This is a genomic window from Arthrobacter sp. StoSoilB13, from assembly GCF_019977255.1.
Lineage (GTDB): Bacteria > Actinomycetota > Actinomycetes > Actinomycetales > Micrococcaceae > Arthrobacter.
In genome coordinates this window covers 619,889-633,692 of the sequence record NZ_AP024649.1, presented here as the reverse complement: position 1 = coordinate 633,692, position 13,804 = coordinate 619,889, and the positions used below count along the sequence as shown (strand labels likewise).

The following is a 13,804-nucleotide window of genomic DNA, read 5'->3' as shown; positions in this document are numbered from 1 at the left end:
CTGTTTAAGCGGGCCAGGTCTGTTGGCGGGAGAGCTGGGCCGTGAATTCCGGCCCGGGCAGAGGGCGGCCGAAGTAATAGCCTTGGCCACTGGTGCACCCGATGCTTCGAAGCGCTTCGGCCTCTTCCGCCGTTTCGACTCCCTCCCAGATGCCCTCAAGGCCACACGAGCGGATAACCTGTTGGATCGCGGCGAGGAAGCCAAGTTGCGTCGAATCCTTACCGAGCCCTTGGACGAACTGCCGGTCCACTTTCACGCGGTCCACCGGAAGTTTTCGGAGATATCCCATGGACGAGTAGCCCGTCCCGAAGTCGTCGATCTCCAACCCAACACCCAGGCGGTGCAGGCTCGCCAAGGTGTAACGGTCCAGCTCATTGTTCTGGATTACGGCGCTCTCCGTGAGCTCCAGAACCAGTGATTCCGGTGGCAGACCCGTTTTGACCAGTGCGTCCCGCACGTCGTCCACGAACTCCAGGCTTTGCAGGTCCGCAGCAGAGACATTGATTCGCATCGTGAAATGGTGCTGTGCCGTGGCCGGGTTGTCCCGCCACTGACGCAGTTGCTCCACGGCTGCTCGAAGCACCCAACGGCCCAACTCTGCGATCAAGCCTGTGGCCTCTGCAACGGGGATGAAGTGGTCCGGCATGATCAGCCCACGCACAGGGTGGTTCCAGCGGACCAAGGCCTCGGTGCCCTCTATCCGGCCAGTGGCCAGCTCAACGATCGGCTGGTAGAAGAGGACCAGCTGGTCCGAGCGGATGGCTTCCCGGAGCTCCCCCACAATCTGGCGCTGGAGTTGCCGGGCATGAAGCGTGGAGGGATCGAACAACTTGAGCTTGTTCCGGCCCTCGCTCTTGGATTCCTCCATCGCCATATCGGCCTCCTGGAGAAGGTCCTCGACGCTATGGTGCGGCTCTGCAATCCGAAGGCCCATGCTGGCACCACAGCGGACACTGCTGTTCCCGAGGTCAATGTTGGGTTCCAGCGCCGCAAGGATACGGTTTCCGACGGCGGCCGCCCGGTTTTGCGGCGTGGCAGGCAACAGCACAGCGAATTCGTCGCCACCCAGGCGAGTAACGACGTCGTTCTCTCTGACCGCCGAGCGGATCCGCATCCCGACCGTGACCAGAATCTGGTCCGCGGAAGCATAGCCAGCGGACTTCTTGAGTCCCTTGAAGCCATCCAGGGTTACGAGGAGGAGAGCTGCTGGGGGCGCGCCCCCGGCAGTAGCCTCCTGCGCTTCAACGAAGGCATCCACCAAAGCCACACGGTTGCCAAGTCCCGTGAGGGCGTCCGTGAAGACTTCGCGCCGCTGCTCGTGGCGTGCTTGGTGGAGCTCCTCCATTAGCGCCCTGATGTGCCGCTCCAGTTTCGCGATCCGGGCGTCAATGTCGGCCGGGAAGGAGCGGCTGTGTTGGGTTGTGCTGGGCTGGATTCCGCTGGGTTGGGTTGTGCTGGGCTGGGCTGCGTTCACGACGCTTCCATGCGACGCAGGGTGTCGTCAGCTACGGCTTTCGGTTTGGCAACAGGGTTGCGGCGTTCGTCGAGGAAGAGCCGGTACGAGGCGACATCGAGCCTGCCGTCTCCTTCAATGGGAGTCCCGGCCCGGTACACGTGCGTAATCCAGGAACCTCCCAGAATGGCTTCGATCCACGCATCGCATTCGGCCAGCGGAAGAGGTACACGCGTTCCGGTGTTTCGCCGGTGGCCGGCGATGGAGACCGTAATGCAACTGCCCAGGAGCCCCTTGTCTGCGGTGAACCATGCAAGGCCCTCCACGTCGGCCACGATGGTCAGGTTTGCGCTGTCATCGCCTACGGACTGGACGGGTTGCATCCGCACGGAACGCCGGGCCACGTTCAAGGCTGCGGGTGTTCCAGCCTGGTACGGAGCACTGGTGATGTCGTGCCGGAAGGCACTCAGTTCCTGGTTGTGCTGGATCTGTATCCGGGTGGTGAGTTCATTGATTGTCATGATCGTGCCTCGTCAGCGATAGTGGCCGCCTGGAGGCGGTCTGCTCCTACAATCCGGTTTCTTCCCTGTGCTTTGGCGCTGTACAGGGCTGCGTCTGCCACCTCGATCATGGAGGTGAGGTCTGGGGCAGCGGGGGTGCTTGCCGTGACTCCGTAGCTGATGGTGGGGAAGCACACGCCCTCCGGAACCTCGGTGGAAGCCATACGGCGGCTGATCTCGACCGCAATGCTTTGGGCCCGCTCCTGCGTGGCTCCGGGAAGGAAGAGAACAAATTCTTCGCCGCCATACCGGCCGATGAGATCCGTTGACCTGACCGAGGACGTGCAGGCTTCGGCGAAAGCCTTCAATGCGACGTCACCTGCCCGGTGCCCATGGGCGTCGTTGACCAGCTTGAAGTGGTCCAGGTCAGCCAGGACTATTGCGGCACCGGAATCATTGGCGCGCAGTCGTTTGAGTTCGGTGGATGCCAGGTCCAGGAAGGCTCCCCGGTTGAGGAGACCTGTCAGGTGGTCCTTGGTGGCCCGTTCCTTCAGGCCCTTGATCAGTTGGTCGCTGCTTAACGTGGTCATACTGAAGGACACCGTCACCAGCAGCACCAGGGACACCAGGCCCGAGGGCGCAGGACCAAAATAGAGACGGAATGTTGCGCTGCCGGGGCCTTCCAGTGCGTAGACCAACCAACGGCCCAGGTAGTAGATCGCCAGAAGTCCGGCGGCCAGGGAGAGTGCTTTGTGCACTTGCGAGTGGGTCGCCTTGATGAACCACAAGTCACGGGGCCGCCAGTGCGATGCCCAGGGTCATCATGGCCAGGTACACGAAGCCGCCGGACCACACGTTGGAGCCGGGACTTTCCTGCACGGAGGCCACCGCGGTGATGACGGGAGCGACGGCGAGTTGCCACGGTGCCGCTTTAAGGTCCCGCAGCGTACGGGCACCCGCCCAGACGCTGAACGCTCCGGCCACCACCAGGACGTTGCCGGAAGGGTTGGCCCAGTGCTGGGCTGATGTTCCGTTCAGGAGGAACGCGGTGTTTCCCAGCATGAACTGCAGCAGGGCCAGGCTCCACCAACCCGCGTAGGGTGACCGGGTGCGCCGGTACGAGGCGAGGAACAGCGCGAAGAGCGTCAAGGTGACCACTCCGAGGGCTATCCTCACCGAAAACGAGTCGAGCACCATTGTTCGCTCCTGCCGCTTGGTCCCACGCCAATTTCTAACATGTCAGGGTTCCTGTCAAAGCGGAGCCTTTCCATGTGTTGGTCGAGCCGGGAACCTTGTAATACCCGCGGATCTCATAGGTCCAACTGCCCAGGGGCTGAATTCCGGACCTATAGGACTTTCCGGCATTCTTGCTAAGGTCGCCGGTGAATTCCAAAGTCCCGGAGGGGCTGTACAGCTTGATCTCGTGATAGTTCGCGCCAGGAACTTCCGCGAAGGAATTCACGTCCACGGCGACCTTGGCACCGTTCGCCGAGCAGGTCATCACCACGTCCGCGCTGGTCGGGGCAAGGAGACGCATGGCCGAGTACTGCGGCGTGGCATTCCTGGTGTCAGAGAATGCGGCAAGGGCTGCGGTGGGACCGGCCATCATGGAAACAGCGACGGCGGTTACGCCCGCGAGTGCGCGCCAGGTATGGTTCTTGCTCATGCCGCCCGCCCCCTTAGCTGCTTCCGGCCCTGCTCTGGTTCCAGTCTGATCGGGCTGGATCAATCCCGGTGCGGCATTTCCTCAAGATTGGCTCAGGATTCCGGGCCGGAGACGTGCCCATAATGAACCATGTGGATCGGTTGGATTGAATTCGATGTGCTCCTGGGCGATGTCCATAGCCTCAAGGAGAAGCGCTCGCTCGTGCGGCCCGTCATTGCTGAACTCAAACGCCGCTTCGAAGTGTCCGCAGCCGAGACCGGACTGCAGGACCAATATCGCCGGACCTTGCTGGGTGCGGCGCTCGTGGCGCCTGACCGCGCGCACCTCAAGGAAGTGCTCGACGCCGTTGAACGCTTCGTCGCTGCCCGGCCCGAGCTTGAGCTGCTGAGCGCAAGGCAACGGGAGCTGCACAGCGAAGACTAGGCGTACACAAACCGAGGGGTTAGTAGCCGATGACCGCCAGCCGCGTTGAATCCAGGTGGGCATCGATCGCTTGATGGGCGGCGTCCAGGCTCCGCGTGCGCAGGGCATCCACAATCAGCTGATGCTCGCGGAGCACGTCCCCGGCACGGTCTGTCCCCTGCGTGACAGCGCGGACACCAATCCTGAGTTGGCGCTGCCGAAGGGAAGCATAGAAATCGGCCAGGATTGGATTTCCTCCCGCACGCACCATGAGCGTGTGGAATTCTGTGTCCAACTCAATGAACCGGGCGGGGTTCTCCTTCGCTTCGTGCTGTTGGTCGATGATGCGTTGGAACGCATCGATCTGCCCATCCGGCATGCTGTCCAGGGCTGAGACGGCCCACTTCTCCACCACGGACCGGGCCTGCAGGATCGCCCGGACATCGGGGTCCGAGATTGGCGGAACGTAGGCGCCTTTGTGTGGAATCCGTTTGACGAACCCCTCGGCTTCGAGGCGCAACAATGCCTCACGGACCGGTGTGCGCGAGGTACCGGTGGATTTTGCGAGAACCGCCTCATTGAGGAAGGTCTCCTCATCCCGCGGCAGGGCAGCGATATAGCTTTTCATCCACTGATAAGCCACTTCGGGCTGTGATTGAGCAGTGGGGGTCATCTGGATCATGGAGAGCCTTTCTCGCGAAGCCCAGTATACGAGTTGCATTCAGGACCGGCCCGGACGCTCTCGAAAAAAACTTCTTCGTCAAATATAGACGGGTTGTATACAACTAGTCTACAGTGTTGTTCAGTGACTCCGCTCACCCATTTGGAACCCCTCAATTTCCTGGGACCGGCCTCGCTTCACTGGAAGCCCCGGCCGCTCCCAACCGCAAAAGGATCCCCACAATGACCGATTTGAAGAAAGCAGAACTGAGGCAGCAGAAGCACTCCAGCCTGCCCGTGGTCGCTGCTTCGAGCCTGGCCGGCACGGCCGTCGAATGGTACGACTTCTTTCTCTACGGCACCGCCGCCGCATTGGTTTTCAACAAGCTCTTTTTCCCTACCGGTGACCCCCTCGTGGGAACAATGCTGGCGCTGGGAACATTCGCCGCCGGCTTCCTTGCCCGCCCGCTGGGCGCCGTCGTCCTGGGGCACCTGGGCGATAAGCATGGCCGTCGTGCCACCCTGGTAGCCAGCCTCATGCTCATGGGCGTAGCCACCACATTTATTGCGTTCATCCCTTCTTATGCAGCCATCGGCGTCGCAGCACCGTTGCTGCTCTTGCTGTTGCGCCTGATCCAGGGATTCGCCCTGGGCGGCGAATGGGGCGGGGCCGTTCTCCTCGTTTCCGAGCACAGCAATGACAGCGCACGGCGTGCATTCTGGGCATCCTGGCCCAACATGGGTCCGCCGCTGGGCAACCTCATGGCCGCAGGTGTGCTGGCAATCCTCGCCGCCACCATGCCCGAAAGTGAATTCCTCGCCTGGGGCTGGCGCCTTGCCTTCGGGCTGTCCGCCCTCCTGGTGATCATTGGCTTGGTCCTGCGTCTCTACGTTCAGGAGACTCCGCTGTTCAAGGAAGCACAGCTGAAGCGCGAGGCAGAAGCCATCAAGGAACGGAAATTGCCCCTGGCCGTTCTGTTCCGCCGCAACTGGCGCCAACTGCTCATCGCCACCGGCAGCCGCATGGGTGAAAACGCAGGCTTCTACATCTACTCGCTGTTCATCATCACCTACGTCACCCAAATCATGGGCTTGCAGCGGCAGACAGGCCTCACCGCCGTCATGATCGGCCAGGGCGTCGCCGTCGTCGCCATCCCCATCCTGGCGCTCTATGCGGACAAAGTGGGCCGGAAGCCGATCATGATCGGCGCTTCGATCGCCACAGTCATCTGGGCGTTCGCGTTCTTCGCACTGCTGAACACAGGCCAAGTCTGGGGCATTATTGCCGCCGCCGTCGGCGGTCTGTTGATCTTCGCCGCCTACAGTGCCGTGATCGGTGCGTTCTTCTCCGAGTTGTTCCCCACGGATGTCCGGTACAGCGGCACCTCGGTTGCGTACAACCTCGCCTCGCTGATCGCCGGATCCCTGTCCCCCATCATTGCCCTGGCTCTCTACAGCGCCTTCGGCACTGGCTACGCAATCGGCATCTACCTCGCAGCGATGGGTCTGATCTCCATGGTCTCGGTCATGTTCGCCAAGGAGACCAAGGGCCTGCGGCTCAGTGACCTGGACGAGCAGAAATAGTCCCCCGCGAGATGGCACTTCATAACAGTGTTTGCCCAAAACATTGGCGCGAAGTGCCAACTCGAAACACGAAAGTAAGGAAACAACCATGAAAGTCGCACTCGTCCAGGTGGCCAGTCCGGATTCTGAATCCCGTGGGCAGCGGATAGATCGCGTTGAAGCGATTCTTCGCGGCATCGACGGTGCCGAGCTGATCGTCCTGCCCGAACTATGGAGTGCCGGATACTTCCACTTCGATGAGTACGAAGCACTGGCCGAGACCCTCTCTGGTCCTACGGTGTCCATGTGTTCACAGGTTGCCGCCGATCTTGGTGTGTACCTTCACGTCGGCAGCATCATCGAGGCCGGCGGGGACGGCCGGCTCAGCAACACGTCCATCCTGCTGGGACCGGACGGGAAAATCCTGCACACGTACCGGAAGATCCACGTCTTTGGTTACAAGTCCAAGGAAGCCAGCCTCCTCACCGCCGGATCCTCCCTGCCTGTGGTGGAGTTGCCCTTCGGAGCAACGGCCGGGATCACCTGCTATGACCTCCGGTTCCCAGGCTTGTGGATGGAGCTGAGCACCCGGGGTGCGGAAATCGTCATCGTCCCTGCAGCCTGGCCCGCAGCGCGTCGCGAACACTGGCGGCTGCTCACAACCGCCAGGGCGCTGGAACACCAAATCTTCGTCATTGCCTGCAACGCCGCAGGCACCCAGGAAGGCGTGGAGCTTGGAGGACACAGCCGGGTGGTGGACCCGGCCGGCAACGTACTCGCCGAAGCCGGCGCCGGGGAATCAGTGCTCATGGTGGACATCGATCCCGATCAGGTCAAGGCAGTACGCACCGAGTTCCCCGTCATTGGTGATCGGCTCGCGGCCTACGACGCCCTGGCCGTTTGACGTTTGGCCAAGCCGAAACACCACGATTCAGGCAGCATTCAAGGAGACGTAATGGAAACAACACGGCAAGTCCCACTCACCTTCAGGGTGGTGGGCACGGACAAGACAATCACGGTCTCGGACTTCCACGCAGTAGTGGCCGGCTATACCGGCCGGGATCCCAAGGCCGTGCAGCATCACATCGACGAGCTGGCAGCCATTGGCGTGGCTCCACCGCCGGAAGTGCCTATGTTCTACCGGATGGACTCGCACCTGTTCGATACATCAGGCGAACACGACACCAGCAACAACCTGACCTCCGGCGAAATTGAGCCACTCTATATTCGCCACGACGGAAAGTACTACCTCGGCATCGGTTCCGACCACACGGACAGGGACATCGAAGCCCAGGACATTGGCGATTCCAAGAGGGCATGCCCCAAGCCCATCGCTTCCGAGGTCATCGAAGTCCCTTCACTCGAGGACCTGGACCTTGACCAGTGCACCGCCCGCTCCTGGGTGGACGGCGAACTGTACCAAGAGGGTTCGTTGGCGGGCCTGCGCAAGCCAGCGGACGTCGTCGAAAAGCTCCTGGCGCGGACGGACATCGGTCACTCTGACTTCATGTGCCTGGGTGGCACTCTGCCACTGCTGAAGGGGAAGTTCGTTGACGGAACTTCCTGGAAAGTAGCGCTCTCGTTCCCGGATGGGACGAGAATCGAACACAACTACAAAATCAAGAAAGGCTCACTTCGATGAGAACCGGAAAGCAATACCTGAAGTCCCTGAACGATGGCCGGACGGTGATCCTCGATGGCGAGGTAGTCGGCAACGTCCTGGAACACCCGGCGTTCGCGAAGGTCGCCCGGACCATGGCCGAGCTGTTCGACATCGCAGCCGATCCCAGCAACGGCATGCAGTTCCACTCCGAAAAAATCAATGGACCCGCGAACCGCACGTTCGCTGCTCCGCGCACCCAGGAAGAGCTCGTCCTCCGCCGTCACGCCATTGAAAAGTGGGCCAAGCACACCCATGGCTGGGTAGGCCGCAGCCCCGACCACGTGGGTACCTTCTTCGCCGCCTTCGGCTCGCACGCGGACGTGTTCAAGAATGACGAGCGCGACTTCGCCGGCAACGTCGAGCGCTACTACAAGAAGATCCTTTCCGAAAACCTGTACCTTTCCTACGCGATCATTCCGCCGCAGGTCTCCCGCGCAACCACTGCGTCCGGTTGGGAAGGCGAATACCTGCAGGTCGGCGTCGTGCGTGAAACCGAGGAAGGCATCATTGTCCGGGGTTCGCAGATGCTCGCCACTGGCGCGGCGATTGCGGACGAAGTGTTTGTCACCTGCATCAAGCCGCTGGGTCCGGATGACGTGGACTTTGCCGTCAGCTTCGCCGTTCCGGTGGCGACTGACGGGTTGAAGCTATACTGCCGCCGTCCGTTCGCGCCGGCAGCTACCAGCGACTTCGACTACCCGCTGACCAGCCACTACGACGAGCCAGACGCGTTGGTTGTCTTCGACGACGTCCTGATCCCTTGGGACCGCGTCTTCATCAACCGGAACATCGAAACCCTTCGCCGCCAGTTCTTCGACACCGGTGCCCACGCGTTGGGAAACTGGCAGGCTCAGATCCGGTTCTCCACCAAGCTGAAGTTCATTGCTTCTGTTGCACGCAAGGTCACCCAGGTGAACGGCACGGACAAGATCCCCGGCGTGCAGGAGAAGCTTGGCGAGCTCGCCGCGATCGTGCAGTCGGTTGAATCGGCGGTCCTTGCGGCCGAATACACGGCAACGGTTGACGACGCCGGCATGGTGGTTCCCGGGAAGAGCGCACTTTACGGGGCCATGGGTCTTCAGTCCGAGACTTACCCGCGGGTGATTTCGATCCTTCGCGATCTGGTTGGTGGTGGCGTGCTGCAACTGCCGTCCAGCGTCGCGGACATGACCAGCAGTGTGACCCGTCCGGACATGGAACGCTATGTGCAGTCCCCCGGTGTTGCCAGCGAAGAGCGCGTGAAGCTGTTCAAGTTGGCCTGGGACATCATCGGTTCCGAGTTCGCCGGACGCCACCAGCAGTACGAAATGTTCTACGCGGGCGCCCCGTTCGTGGTCCGCGGTGCCTACACCTACCGGAACTACGGCTACGACGCCCTGGTGGCCGAGCTGGACAAGTACCTTGGTTCTTACGGCATCAACGGCCCAGTAGACGGCGGCGTCAACGGCTTGGAAGGAGAATAGCCATGGCAAAGCCCGAATTCGAGTTCACCCCCACCTCCACGGTGGATTTCGCGCCCTGCAACCCGCACATTGAGGGCTTGTCGGAGGCCATCCTTGCCCGGGATTCGGACAATGACAGCGTCACGCGCATCCTCAAGTTCGAACCCGGGACGGACACCTCACCCAACGGCGTCCTGACGCACGATTTCTGGGAAGAGGTCTTCATCTTCGAGGGCTCGTTCGTGGACCAGCGCCTGGGCAAGACCTTCAAAGCCGGCGACTGGGCCACCCGCCCGCCGGGCATGGAACACGGTCCGTGGGTTTCCGAGACCGGGGCCAAGATGTTCGAGGTCCGGTACTACACGGATCCCGCAACAGCCGAGCGGAGCAACTGACATGAGCCTCGCACCGCTCTTTACTGTTCCCGATGCCATGGGGATGCGCCGCGCAATGGGCCGCTTCCTCACGGGTGTCGCCGTGGTAACCACCAAGCACGAGGATGAGCTGTACGGAATGACCATCAGCTCGTTGACCTCCATCAGCCTGGAACCGCCTATCCTCATGATCTCGCTGAACTTCGGCACGCGGACCGGTGAGGCGTTGATCGAGAGTGGCAAGTTCGCCGTCTCGATCCTTGGGGCCAAGCAGGAGTCGATGGCGCGACGCTTTGCGGTGCGGGGCGGCGACCGTTTCGGCGACGGCGAATTCGACATGACCGAGAATGGACTTCCCGTCATCAAGGGCGCCCTCGCCCAGGCTGATTGCACCGTTGTGCAGCAGTACGACGTCGGAGATCACCAGGTCTTCTTCGGCCAGGTCACCACGTGCCGGGACCGGGACGGCGAGGTTCTCGCGTTCAAAGCGGGCCGCTTCGGCTCGTTCTCCGACTTCGGCCACGCGGAGATCCCCTGGATGTTCTAACCCCCTCTTAAAGCAACGCGGGGTCACTTACGGCCCATAAATCCCCTTGGGATGGGCTGTAAGTGACCCCGCGTTGCTTTTGGCAGGCGTGTGCTATTTCGAGGTGCCCTGCGAGACCGAACCCTGCAGTTGACGCTGGAAAATGACGTACACAATCAGCACAGGAACCACCGTGACAGTGACTGCGGCGAAGAGTGCCCCGAAGTCCACGGCGTACCCCATCTGGCCGGCGAAAGCCGCGAGGCCCTGCGAGAGAACACGGGGCCCTGCAGCATTGATGGATACAGGGATGAGGAACTGGTTCCACAGGCCCAGGAAGTTGAAGATGGCAACCGAGGCGAGGCCCGGCTTGGCCATCGGCAGCATGACCTGGAAGAAGGTCCGCCACTCCCCTGCGCCGTCAAGTGCGGCTGCCTCAGTGATTTCGTGCGGCAGGGACTTGAAGAACGAGAACAGGAAGAACACCGTGAACGGCAGGGCGAACCCTACGTACACAATGATCAGGCCCGGCAGGGTGTTCAGCAGTCCGATGTTCTTCAGCACGAAGAACAGCGGGACCATGGCCAGGAAGATCGGGAACGTCAGGCCGGCCAGCATGAGGTAGTAGATCGCCCGGCTGCCCGGGAACGTGTACCTTGCCAGGACGTAGGCGCACATTGCACCGAGCACCATGACGATCACCAGTGCCGAGCCCACCACAACCACGGAGTTCAGGAAGTAGCTCCCGATCCCGGCTTCACTCCAGGCCTTCACATAGTTGTCGAACCGCCACTGCGAGGGCAAAGCGAACGGAGAGGCGAAGATCTCGCTGGATGTCTTGAAGGAGGACATGAACGTCCACAACAACGGCAGGATCACGATGAGCGACCAAATGGTCAGCGCAGTGTGTGAAACAGCGCCCACCAGTTTGTCCCCGGGAGTAGTGGCGGGTTTGCGCGGCTGGAAATGCAGCGACTTCATTTCAGGGGTTGAGACTTTTGTTGTCATTAGATGCTCACGTCCTTGTCGCCACCAGTGAGCCGGTTAACCACGAACACCAGGCCGGAGAAGATCAGGGTGGCCACGGCCAGGACGACGCCCATGGCACTGGCCAAGCCGAATTGGCCCTTGCTGAAAGCCGTGAAGAACAATTGCTGTGCCATCACGAGCGTCGAGTTGTCCGGACCACCGCCGGAGTTCAATGCCGCCATGTAGACGAACGCATCGAGCGCCAGGATGCCCATGTAGATGTAGGCGGTCTGGATGTTGTCCCTGATCAGCGGGATGGTGATGGACACGGCGGTGCGGAGCCTTCCCGCGCCGTCGATCCTTGCAGCCTCGAACAGCTCAGCAGGAATGCCCTTGATGCCGGCCACGAAAAGGACCATGTAGAAGCCAACGAAGCCCCAGACAATCACGAACATCGTTGCGGTCATGGCTGTGTTCTTATCGCCCAGCCACGCGAAGTCCTTGAACTGGTCAAGGCCCATGCTGGTCAGGATCCCGTTGAGCAGACCCCCGGACGGATCATAAATCTGGCCCCACATGATGCCGATCGCGATGGCAGGAATCGTGTATGGGAAGAACGAAACAACGCGGTAGAAGCTGGAATTTCGCAGCCCCTTGATCTGGCCCTTGCTGCTCCCGCCCACGGTGACCATGGTTGCGAGGACCAGGCTCAGGATGATGGTGACGATAGGCAGCACGATGACCAGGAGGATGTTGTTCCCCATTGCCTTCATGAAGATGTCGTCCGAGAAGATCCTGGCGTAGTTCTCAAAGCCGATGAAGTTCTGTGTGGGCGAAAAACCCGACCAGTCCGTCAAGGAATATCCGAAGGCCTGGATGAACGGCCAGATCACGAACAAGAGATAGATCGCCAACGGCAGGCCAAGGAACACCGCGAAGAAGCTGACTTTGTCCCACGTCAGCGGCTTGCGCCGGCGCCTCACCACAACCGGTGGGGCCACGGCCGGAACGACGGCGGCCAGGCCGTCGTCGTTCCGGCTCTGCTTGGTTTTCACTACGGTCACTTCACTTCAATCTTCTTGACCGAGCTGTCGTTGCGGACCTTGTCGGTGATGTTCTGGAGGGCGGAGGTCAGCGTCGCAACGTCCGACTTGCCATCGAGGAAGGTGTTCCAGACGACGAGCTGGTCCTTGTTGGTGCCGTAGAGGTCGATGAAGTTCCAGGTGTAGATGTTCTCGCCTGCATCGCTGAGCAGCTTTGTCTGCGAGACCAACGCCGTGGAACCGAAGCCGTCGGCCGGCACGGTGTCCTTGACGATGGTGGGAGCAAGCTTGGTCTTTGCGAAGTTGGTAGCAGCTTCCTTGGAGAGCATGACGCGGAGCAATTCCTTGCCGCCGGCAACGTTCTTGCCTTGGGACGGAACGACGTAAGGCTCGCCGGCTGCGCTGTGCAGCGAGGCGTACGGCTTTTTGGGGCTCGCGCTCACTGAAGGCACTGGTGCGCCCGTCATCTTGAAGTCCGCCTTGGTCTGGTCCTTCATCTCGTTTTCGATCCACGAACCGGACGGGTAGAAAACCGCTTCCTGGGCATTGCTCCACTGGGCCTGCGCTGCCGTGAACTGCGTTCCGGAACCGCCGGGCTTGAAGTATCCCGCCTTGATGATCTTGTCCAAGGCCGTGAAGACGGACTGGATGGCCGGGTGCGACCAGCAGTCTGCCTTGAGGTTCTCCAAGGCCAACCGGACGTCGTCCCCGCCTTCCTTGATAGCGGAGGCGATCGCCATTTCCTGGTAATACGTGGCCGCTTCCTTGCCCCAGAGGAACAGGTACTTGCCCTTGGCCTTGGCCTGCTCGCCGAGCGCGTACATTTCGTCCCAGGTCTTGGGAACGGTCCAGCCGTTTGCCTTGAGCAGCGAGTCCGAATACCACATGGCGTAAACGGTGAGCACATAGTTCAGGGCCGCCAGCTTGCCCTCGAAGGTCCCTGGAGCGAGCACGCCGGTGTAGAGGGTGTCCTTGATTACCTTGCCTTCGAGGTTCTTGGCCTCCACCACGCTGGTGAGGTCCTCGAGCTGGGCAAGGATGGTGCTGAAACCAATGGCCTTGGCACCGGAGTTGTCGATCAGGTCCGGCGGGTTGCCACCAACGAAGCGCGGCTGGAGCTCCTGCGCGATATCCGTTGACGGGGCAATCTTGGCGGTGGAACCCGAGTGGGCCTTTTCGAAGGCCTTGCCGGCGAACTCCACGTAGTCGATGCCATAGCCGCCCTTGAAGATCACGGCGTCAACGGTGGACTTGTCCGCCATGCCAAAGGGGTTGGTGTCGGAGACAGTGCCCGTGGGGCCGGTAGTGGTACCGCCACCACCTGCTGCGCAGGACGCAATGGATCCCCCCATGGGGACGAGCACCGCAGCTGCGAGTGCCCCGCGGAGGAATCCGCGGCGGCCAAGGGACTGGTGCTGAACGTTCATTTTCGTAACCCTCCAGTGACTCGTAATGTCGACTGTTGCGGCAGGCGGCCGGAAAGTCGGACAGTCTGGGTTGGCCACTCTGCAGCGCCAACCTTCGTGTGACATACTTCACCACG

General features: G+C 61.3%; 14 protein-coding genes and 1 pseudogene. 7 read left to right on the top strand and 8 right to left on the bottom strand.

What is annotated here, in order from left to right:
- Positions 1–4: 4 nt before the first annotated feature.
- The 4 genes and pseudogenes from LDP01_RS21570 to LDP01_RS21555 form a co-directional block, all read right to left on the bottom strand.
- On the bottom strand, positions 5–1,474 hold the full coding sequence (locus tag LDP01_RS21570; protein WP_527249097.1) for a putative bifunctional diguanylate cyclase/phosphodiesterase: 1,470 nt from the start codon (positions 1,472–1,474) through the stop codon (positions 5–7).
- Positions 1,471–1,974 (bottom strand): hypothetical protein, encoded by a 504-nt coding sequence (locus LDP01_RS21565; RefSeq protein WP_224094126.1) that lies wholly within the window; start codon positions 1,972–1,974, stop codon positions 1,471–1,473. Before LDP01_RS21565 ends, LDP01_RS21570 begins: the two co-directional genes overlap by 4 nt.
- Positions 1,971–3,150 (bottom strand): annotated as a pseudogene (locus LDP01_RS21560) (GGDEF domain-containing protein). The gene LDP01_RS21565 and the pseudogene LDP01_RS21560 overlap by 4 nt, the downstream one beginning before the upstream one ends.
- A gap of 34 nt (positions 3,151–3,184) precedes the next feature.
- Positions 3,185–3,619 carry a hypothetical protein gene (locus LDP01_RS21555; RefSeq protein ID WP_224094125.1) on the bottom strand — a complete coding sequence of 145 codons (435 nt, stop codon included), beginning with the start codon at positions 3,617–3,619 and terminating at the stop codon, positions 3,185–3,187.
- Between the two features lie 129 nt (positions 3,620–3,748).
- On the opposite strand from LDP01_RS21555, the gene LDP01_RS21550 reads away from it, so the two are divergent.
- Positions 3,749–4,042, top strand: coding sequence for a DUF503 domain-containing protein (locus LDP01_RS21550; RefSeq protein ID WP_224094124.1), 294 nt, complete (start codon positions 3,749–3,751; stop codon positions 4,040–4,042).
- A gap of 19 nt (positions 4,043–4,061) precedes the next feature.
- On the opposite strand, the gene LDP01_RS21545 is transcribed toward LDP01_RS21550, so the two are convergent.
- Positions 4,062–4,703, bottom strand: coding sequence for a GntR family transcriptional regulator (locus tag LDP01_RS21545; protein WP_224094122.1), 642 nt, complete (start codon positions 4,701–4,703; stop codon positions 4,062–4,064).
- A 221-nt stretch (positions 4,704–4,924) separates the two neighbouring features.
- On the opposite strand from LDP01_RS21545, the gene LDP01_RS21540 reads away from it, so the two are divergent.
- The 6 genes from LDP01_RS21540 (at position 4,925) to LDP01_RS21515 (ending at position 10,270) form a co-directional block, all read left to right on the top strand.
- Entirely contained in the window at positions 4,925–6,265 is a 1,341-nt protein-coding gene (locus LDP01_RS21540) for an MFS transporter (protein WP_224094120.1), read from the top strand.
- Positions 6,266–6,353: 88 nt separating this feature from the next.
- Complete coding sequence (locus LDP01_RS21535; protein ID WP_224094118.1) at positions 6,354–7,148, top strand: carbon-nitrogen family hydrolase; 795 nt, start codon at positions 6,354–6,356, stop codon at positions 7,146–7,148.
- Between the two features lie 51 nt (positions 7,149–7,199).
- Positions 7,200–7,886 carry a DUF2848 family protein gene (locus LDP01_RS21530; protein WP_224094116.1) on the top strand — a complete coding sequence of 229 codons (687 nt, stop codon included), beginning with the start codon at positions 7,200–7,202 and terminating at the stop codon, positions 7,884–7,886.
- Positions 7,883–9,370, top strand: a complete 1,488-nt coding sequence (locus tag LDP01_RS21525) for a 4-hydroxyphenylacetate 3-hydroxylase family protein (protein ID WP_224094115.1) — start codon at positions 7,883–7,885, stop codon at positions 9,368–9,370. The genes LDP01_RS21530 and LDP01_RS21525 overlap by 4 nt, the downstream gene beginning before the upstream one ends.
- 2 nt (positions 9,371–9,372) lie before the next feature.
- Positions 9,373–9,744, top strand: a complete 372-nt coding sequence (locus LDP01_RS21520; protein ID WP_224094114.1) for a cupin domain-containing protein — start codon at positions 9,373–9,375, stop codon at positions 9,742–9,744.
- A gap of 1 nt (position 9,745) precedes the next feature.
- Positions 9,746–10,270 carry a flavin reductase family protein gene (locus tag LDP01_RS21515; protein ID WP_224094113.1) on the top strand — a complete coding sequence of 175 codons (525 nt, stop codon included), beginning with the start codon at positions 9,746–9,748 and terminating at the stop codon, positions 10,268–10,270.
- A 93-nt stretch (positions 10,271–10,363) separates the two neighbouring features.
- On the opposite strand, the gene LDP01_RS21510 is transcribed toward LDP01_RS21515, so the two are convergent.
- Genes LDP01_RS21510 through ngcE form a run of 3 tightly spaced genes read right to left on the bottom strand, consistent with a single transcriptional unit; the run spans position 10,364 to position 13,688 of the window.
- A complete protein-coding gene (locus LDP01_RS21510) occupies positions 10,364–11,257 on the bottom strand; it encodes a carbohydrate ABC transporter permease (RefSeq protein ID WP_216922004.1) in 894 nt (297 codons plus the stop codon).
- A complete protein-coding gene (locus LDP01_RS21505; RefSeq protein WP_224094112.1) occupies positions 11,257–12,282 on the bottom strand; it encodes a carbohydrate ABC transporter permease in 1,026 nt (341 codons plus the stop codon). Before LDP01_RS21505 ends, LDP01_RS21510 begins: the two co-directional genes overlap by 1 nt.
- Entirely contained in the window at positions 12,279–13,688 is a 1,410-nt protein-coding gene (ngcE, locus tag LDP01_RS21500; protein WP_224094111.1) for an N-acetylglucosamine/diacetylchitobiose ABC transporter substrate-binding protein, read from the bottom strand. The genes LDP01_RS21505 and ngcE overlap by 4 nt, the downstream gene beginning before the upstream one ends.
- Positions 13,689–13,804: the final 116 nt, after the last annotated feature.

What these genes read in the sequence shown, in the direction of transcription:
- LDP01_RS21515 (WP_224094113.1), top strand. Translation starts at nt 9,746, where the DNA reads ATGAGCCTCGCACCGCTCTTTACTGTTCCCGATGCCATGGGGATGCGC.
- LDP01_RS21550 (WP_224094124.1), top strand. Translation starts at nt 3,749, where the DNA reads ATGTGGATCGGTTGGATTGAATTCGATGTGCTCCTGGGCGATGTCCAT.
- LDP01_RS21545 (WP_224094122.1), bottom strand. Translation starts at nt 4,703, where the DNA reads ATGATCCAGATGACCCCCACTGCTCAATCACAGCCCGAAGTGGCTTAT.
- ngcE (WP_224094111.1), bottom strand. Translation starts at nt 13,688, where the DNA reads ATGAACGTTCAGCACCAGTCCCTTGGCCGCCGCGGATTCCTCCGCGGG.
- LDP01_RS21535 (WP_224094118.1), top strand. Translation starts at nt 6,354, where the DNA reads ATGAAAGTCGCACTCGTCCAGGTGGCCAGTCCGGATTCTGAATCCCGT.
- LDP01_RS21540 (WP_224094120.1), top strand. Translation starts at nt 4,925, where the DNA reads ATGACCGATTTGAAGAAAGCAGAACTGAGGCAGCAGAAGCACTCCAGC.
- LDP01_RS21555 (WP_224094125.1), bottom strand. Translation starts at nt 3,619, where the DNA reads ATGAGCAAGAACCATACCTGGCGCGCACTCGCGGGCGTAACCGCCGTC.
- LDP01_RS21525 (WP_224094115.1), top strand. Translation starts at nt 7,883, where the DNA reads ATGAGAACCGGAAAGCAATACCTGAAGTCCCTGAACGATGGCCGGACG.
- LDP01_RS21565 (WP_224094126.1), bottom strand. Translation starts at nt 1,974, where the DNA reads ATGACAATCAATGAACTCACCACCCGGATACAGATCCAGCACAACCAG.
- LDP01_RS21530 (WP_224094116.1), top strand. Translation starts at nt 7,200, where the DNA reads ATGGAAACAACACGGCAAGTCCCACTCACCTTCAGGGTGGTGGGCACG.
- LDP01_RS21510 (WP_216922004.1), bottom strand. Translation starts at nt 11,257, where the DNA reads ATGACAACAAAAGTCTCAACCCCTGAAATGAAGTCGCTGCATTTCCAG.
- LDP01_RS21520 (WP_224094114.1), top strand. Translation starts at nt 9,373, where the DNA reads ATGGCAAAGCCCGAATTCGAGTTCACCCCCACCTCCACGGTGGATTTC.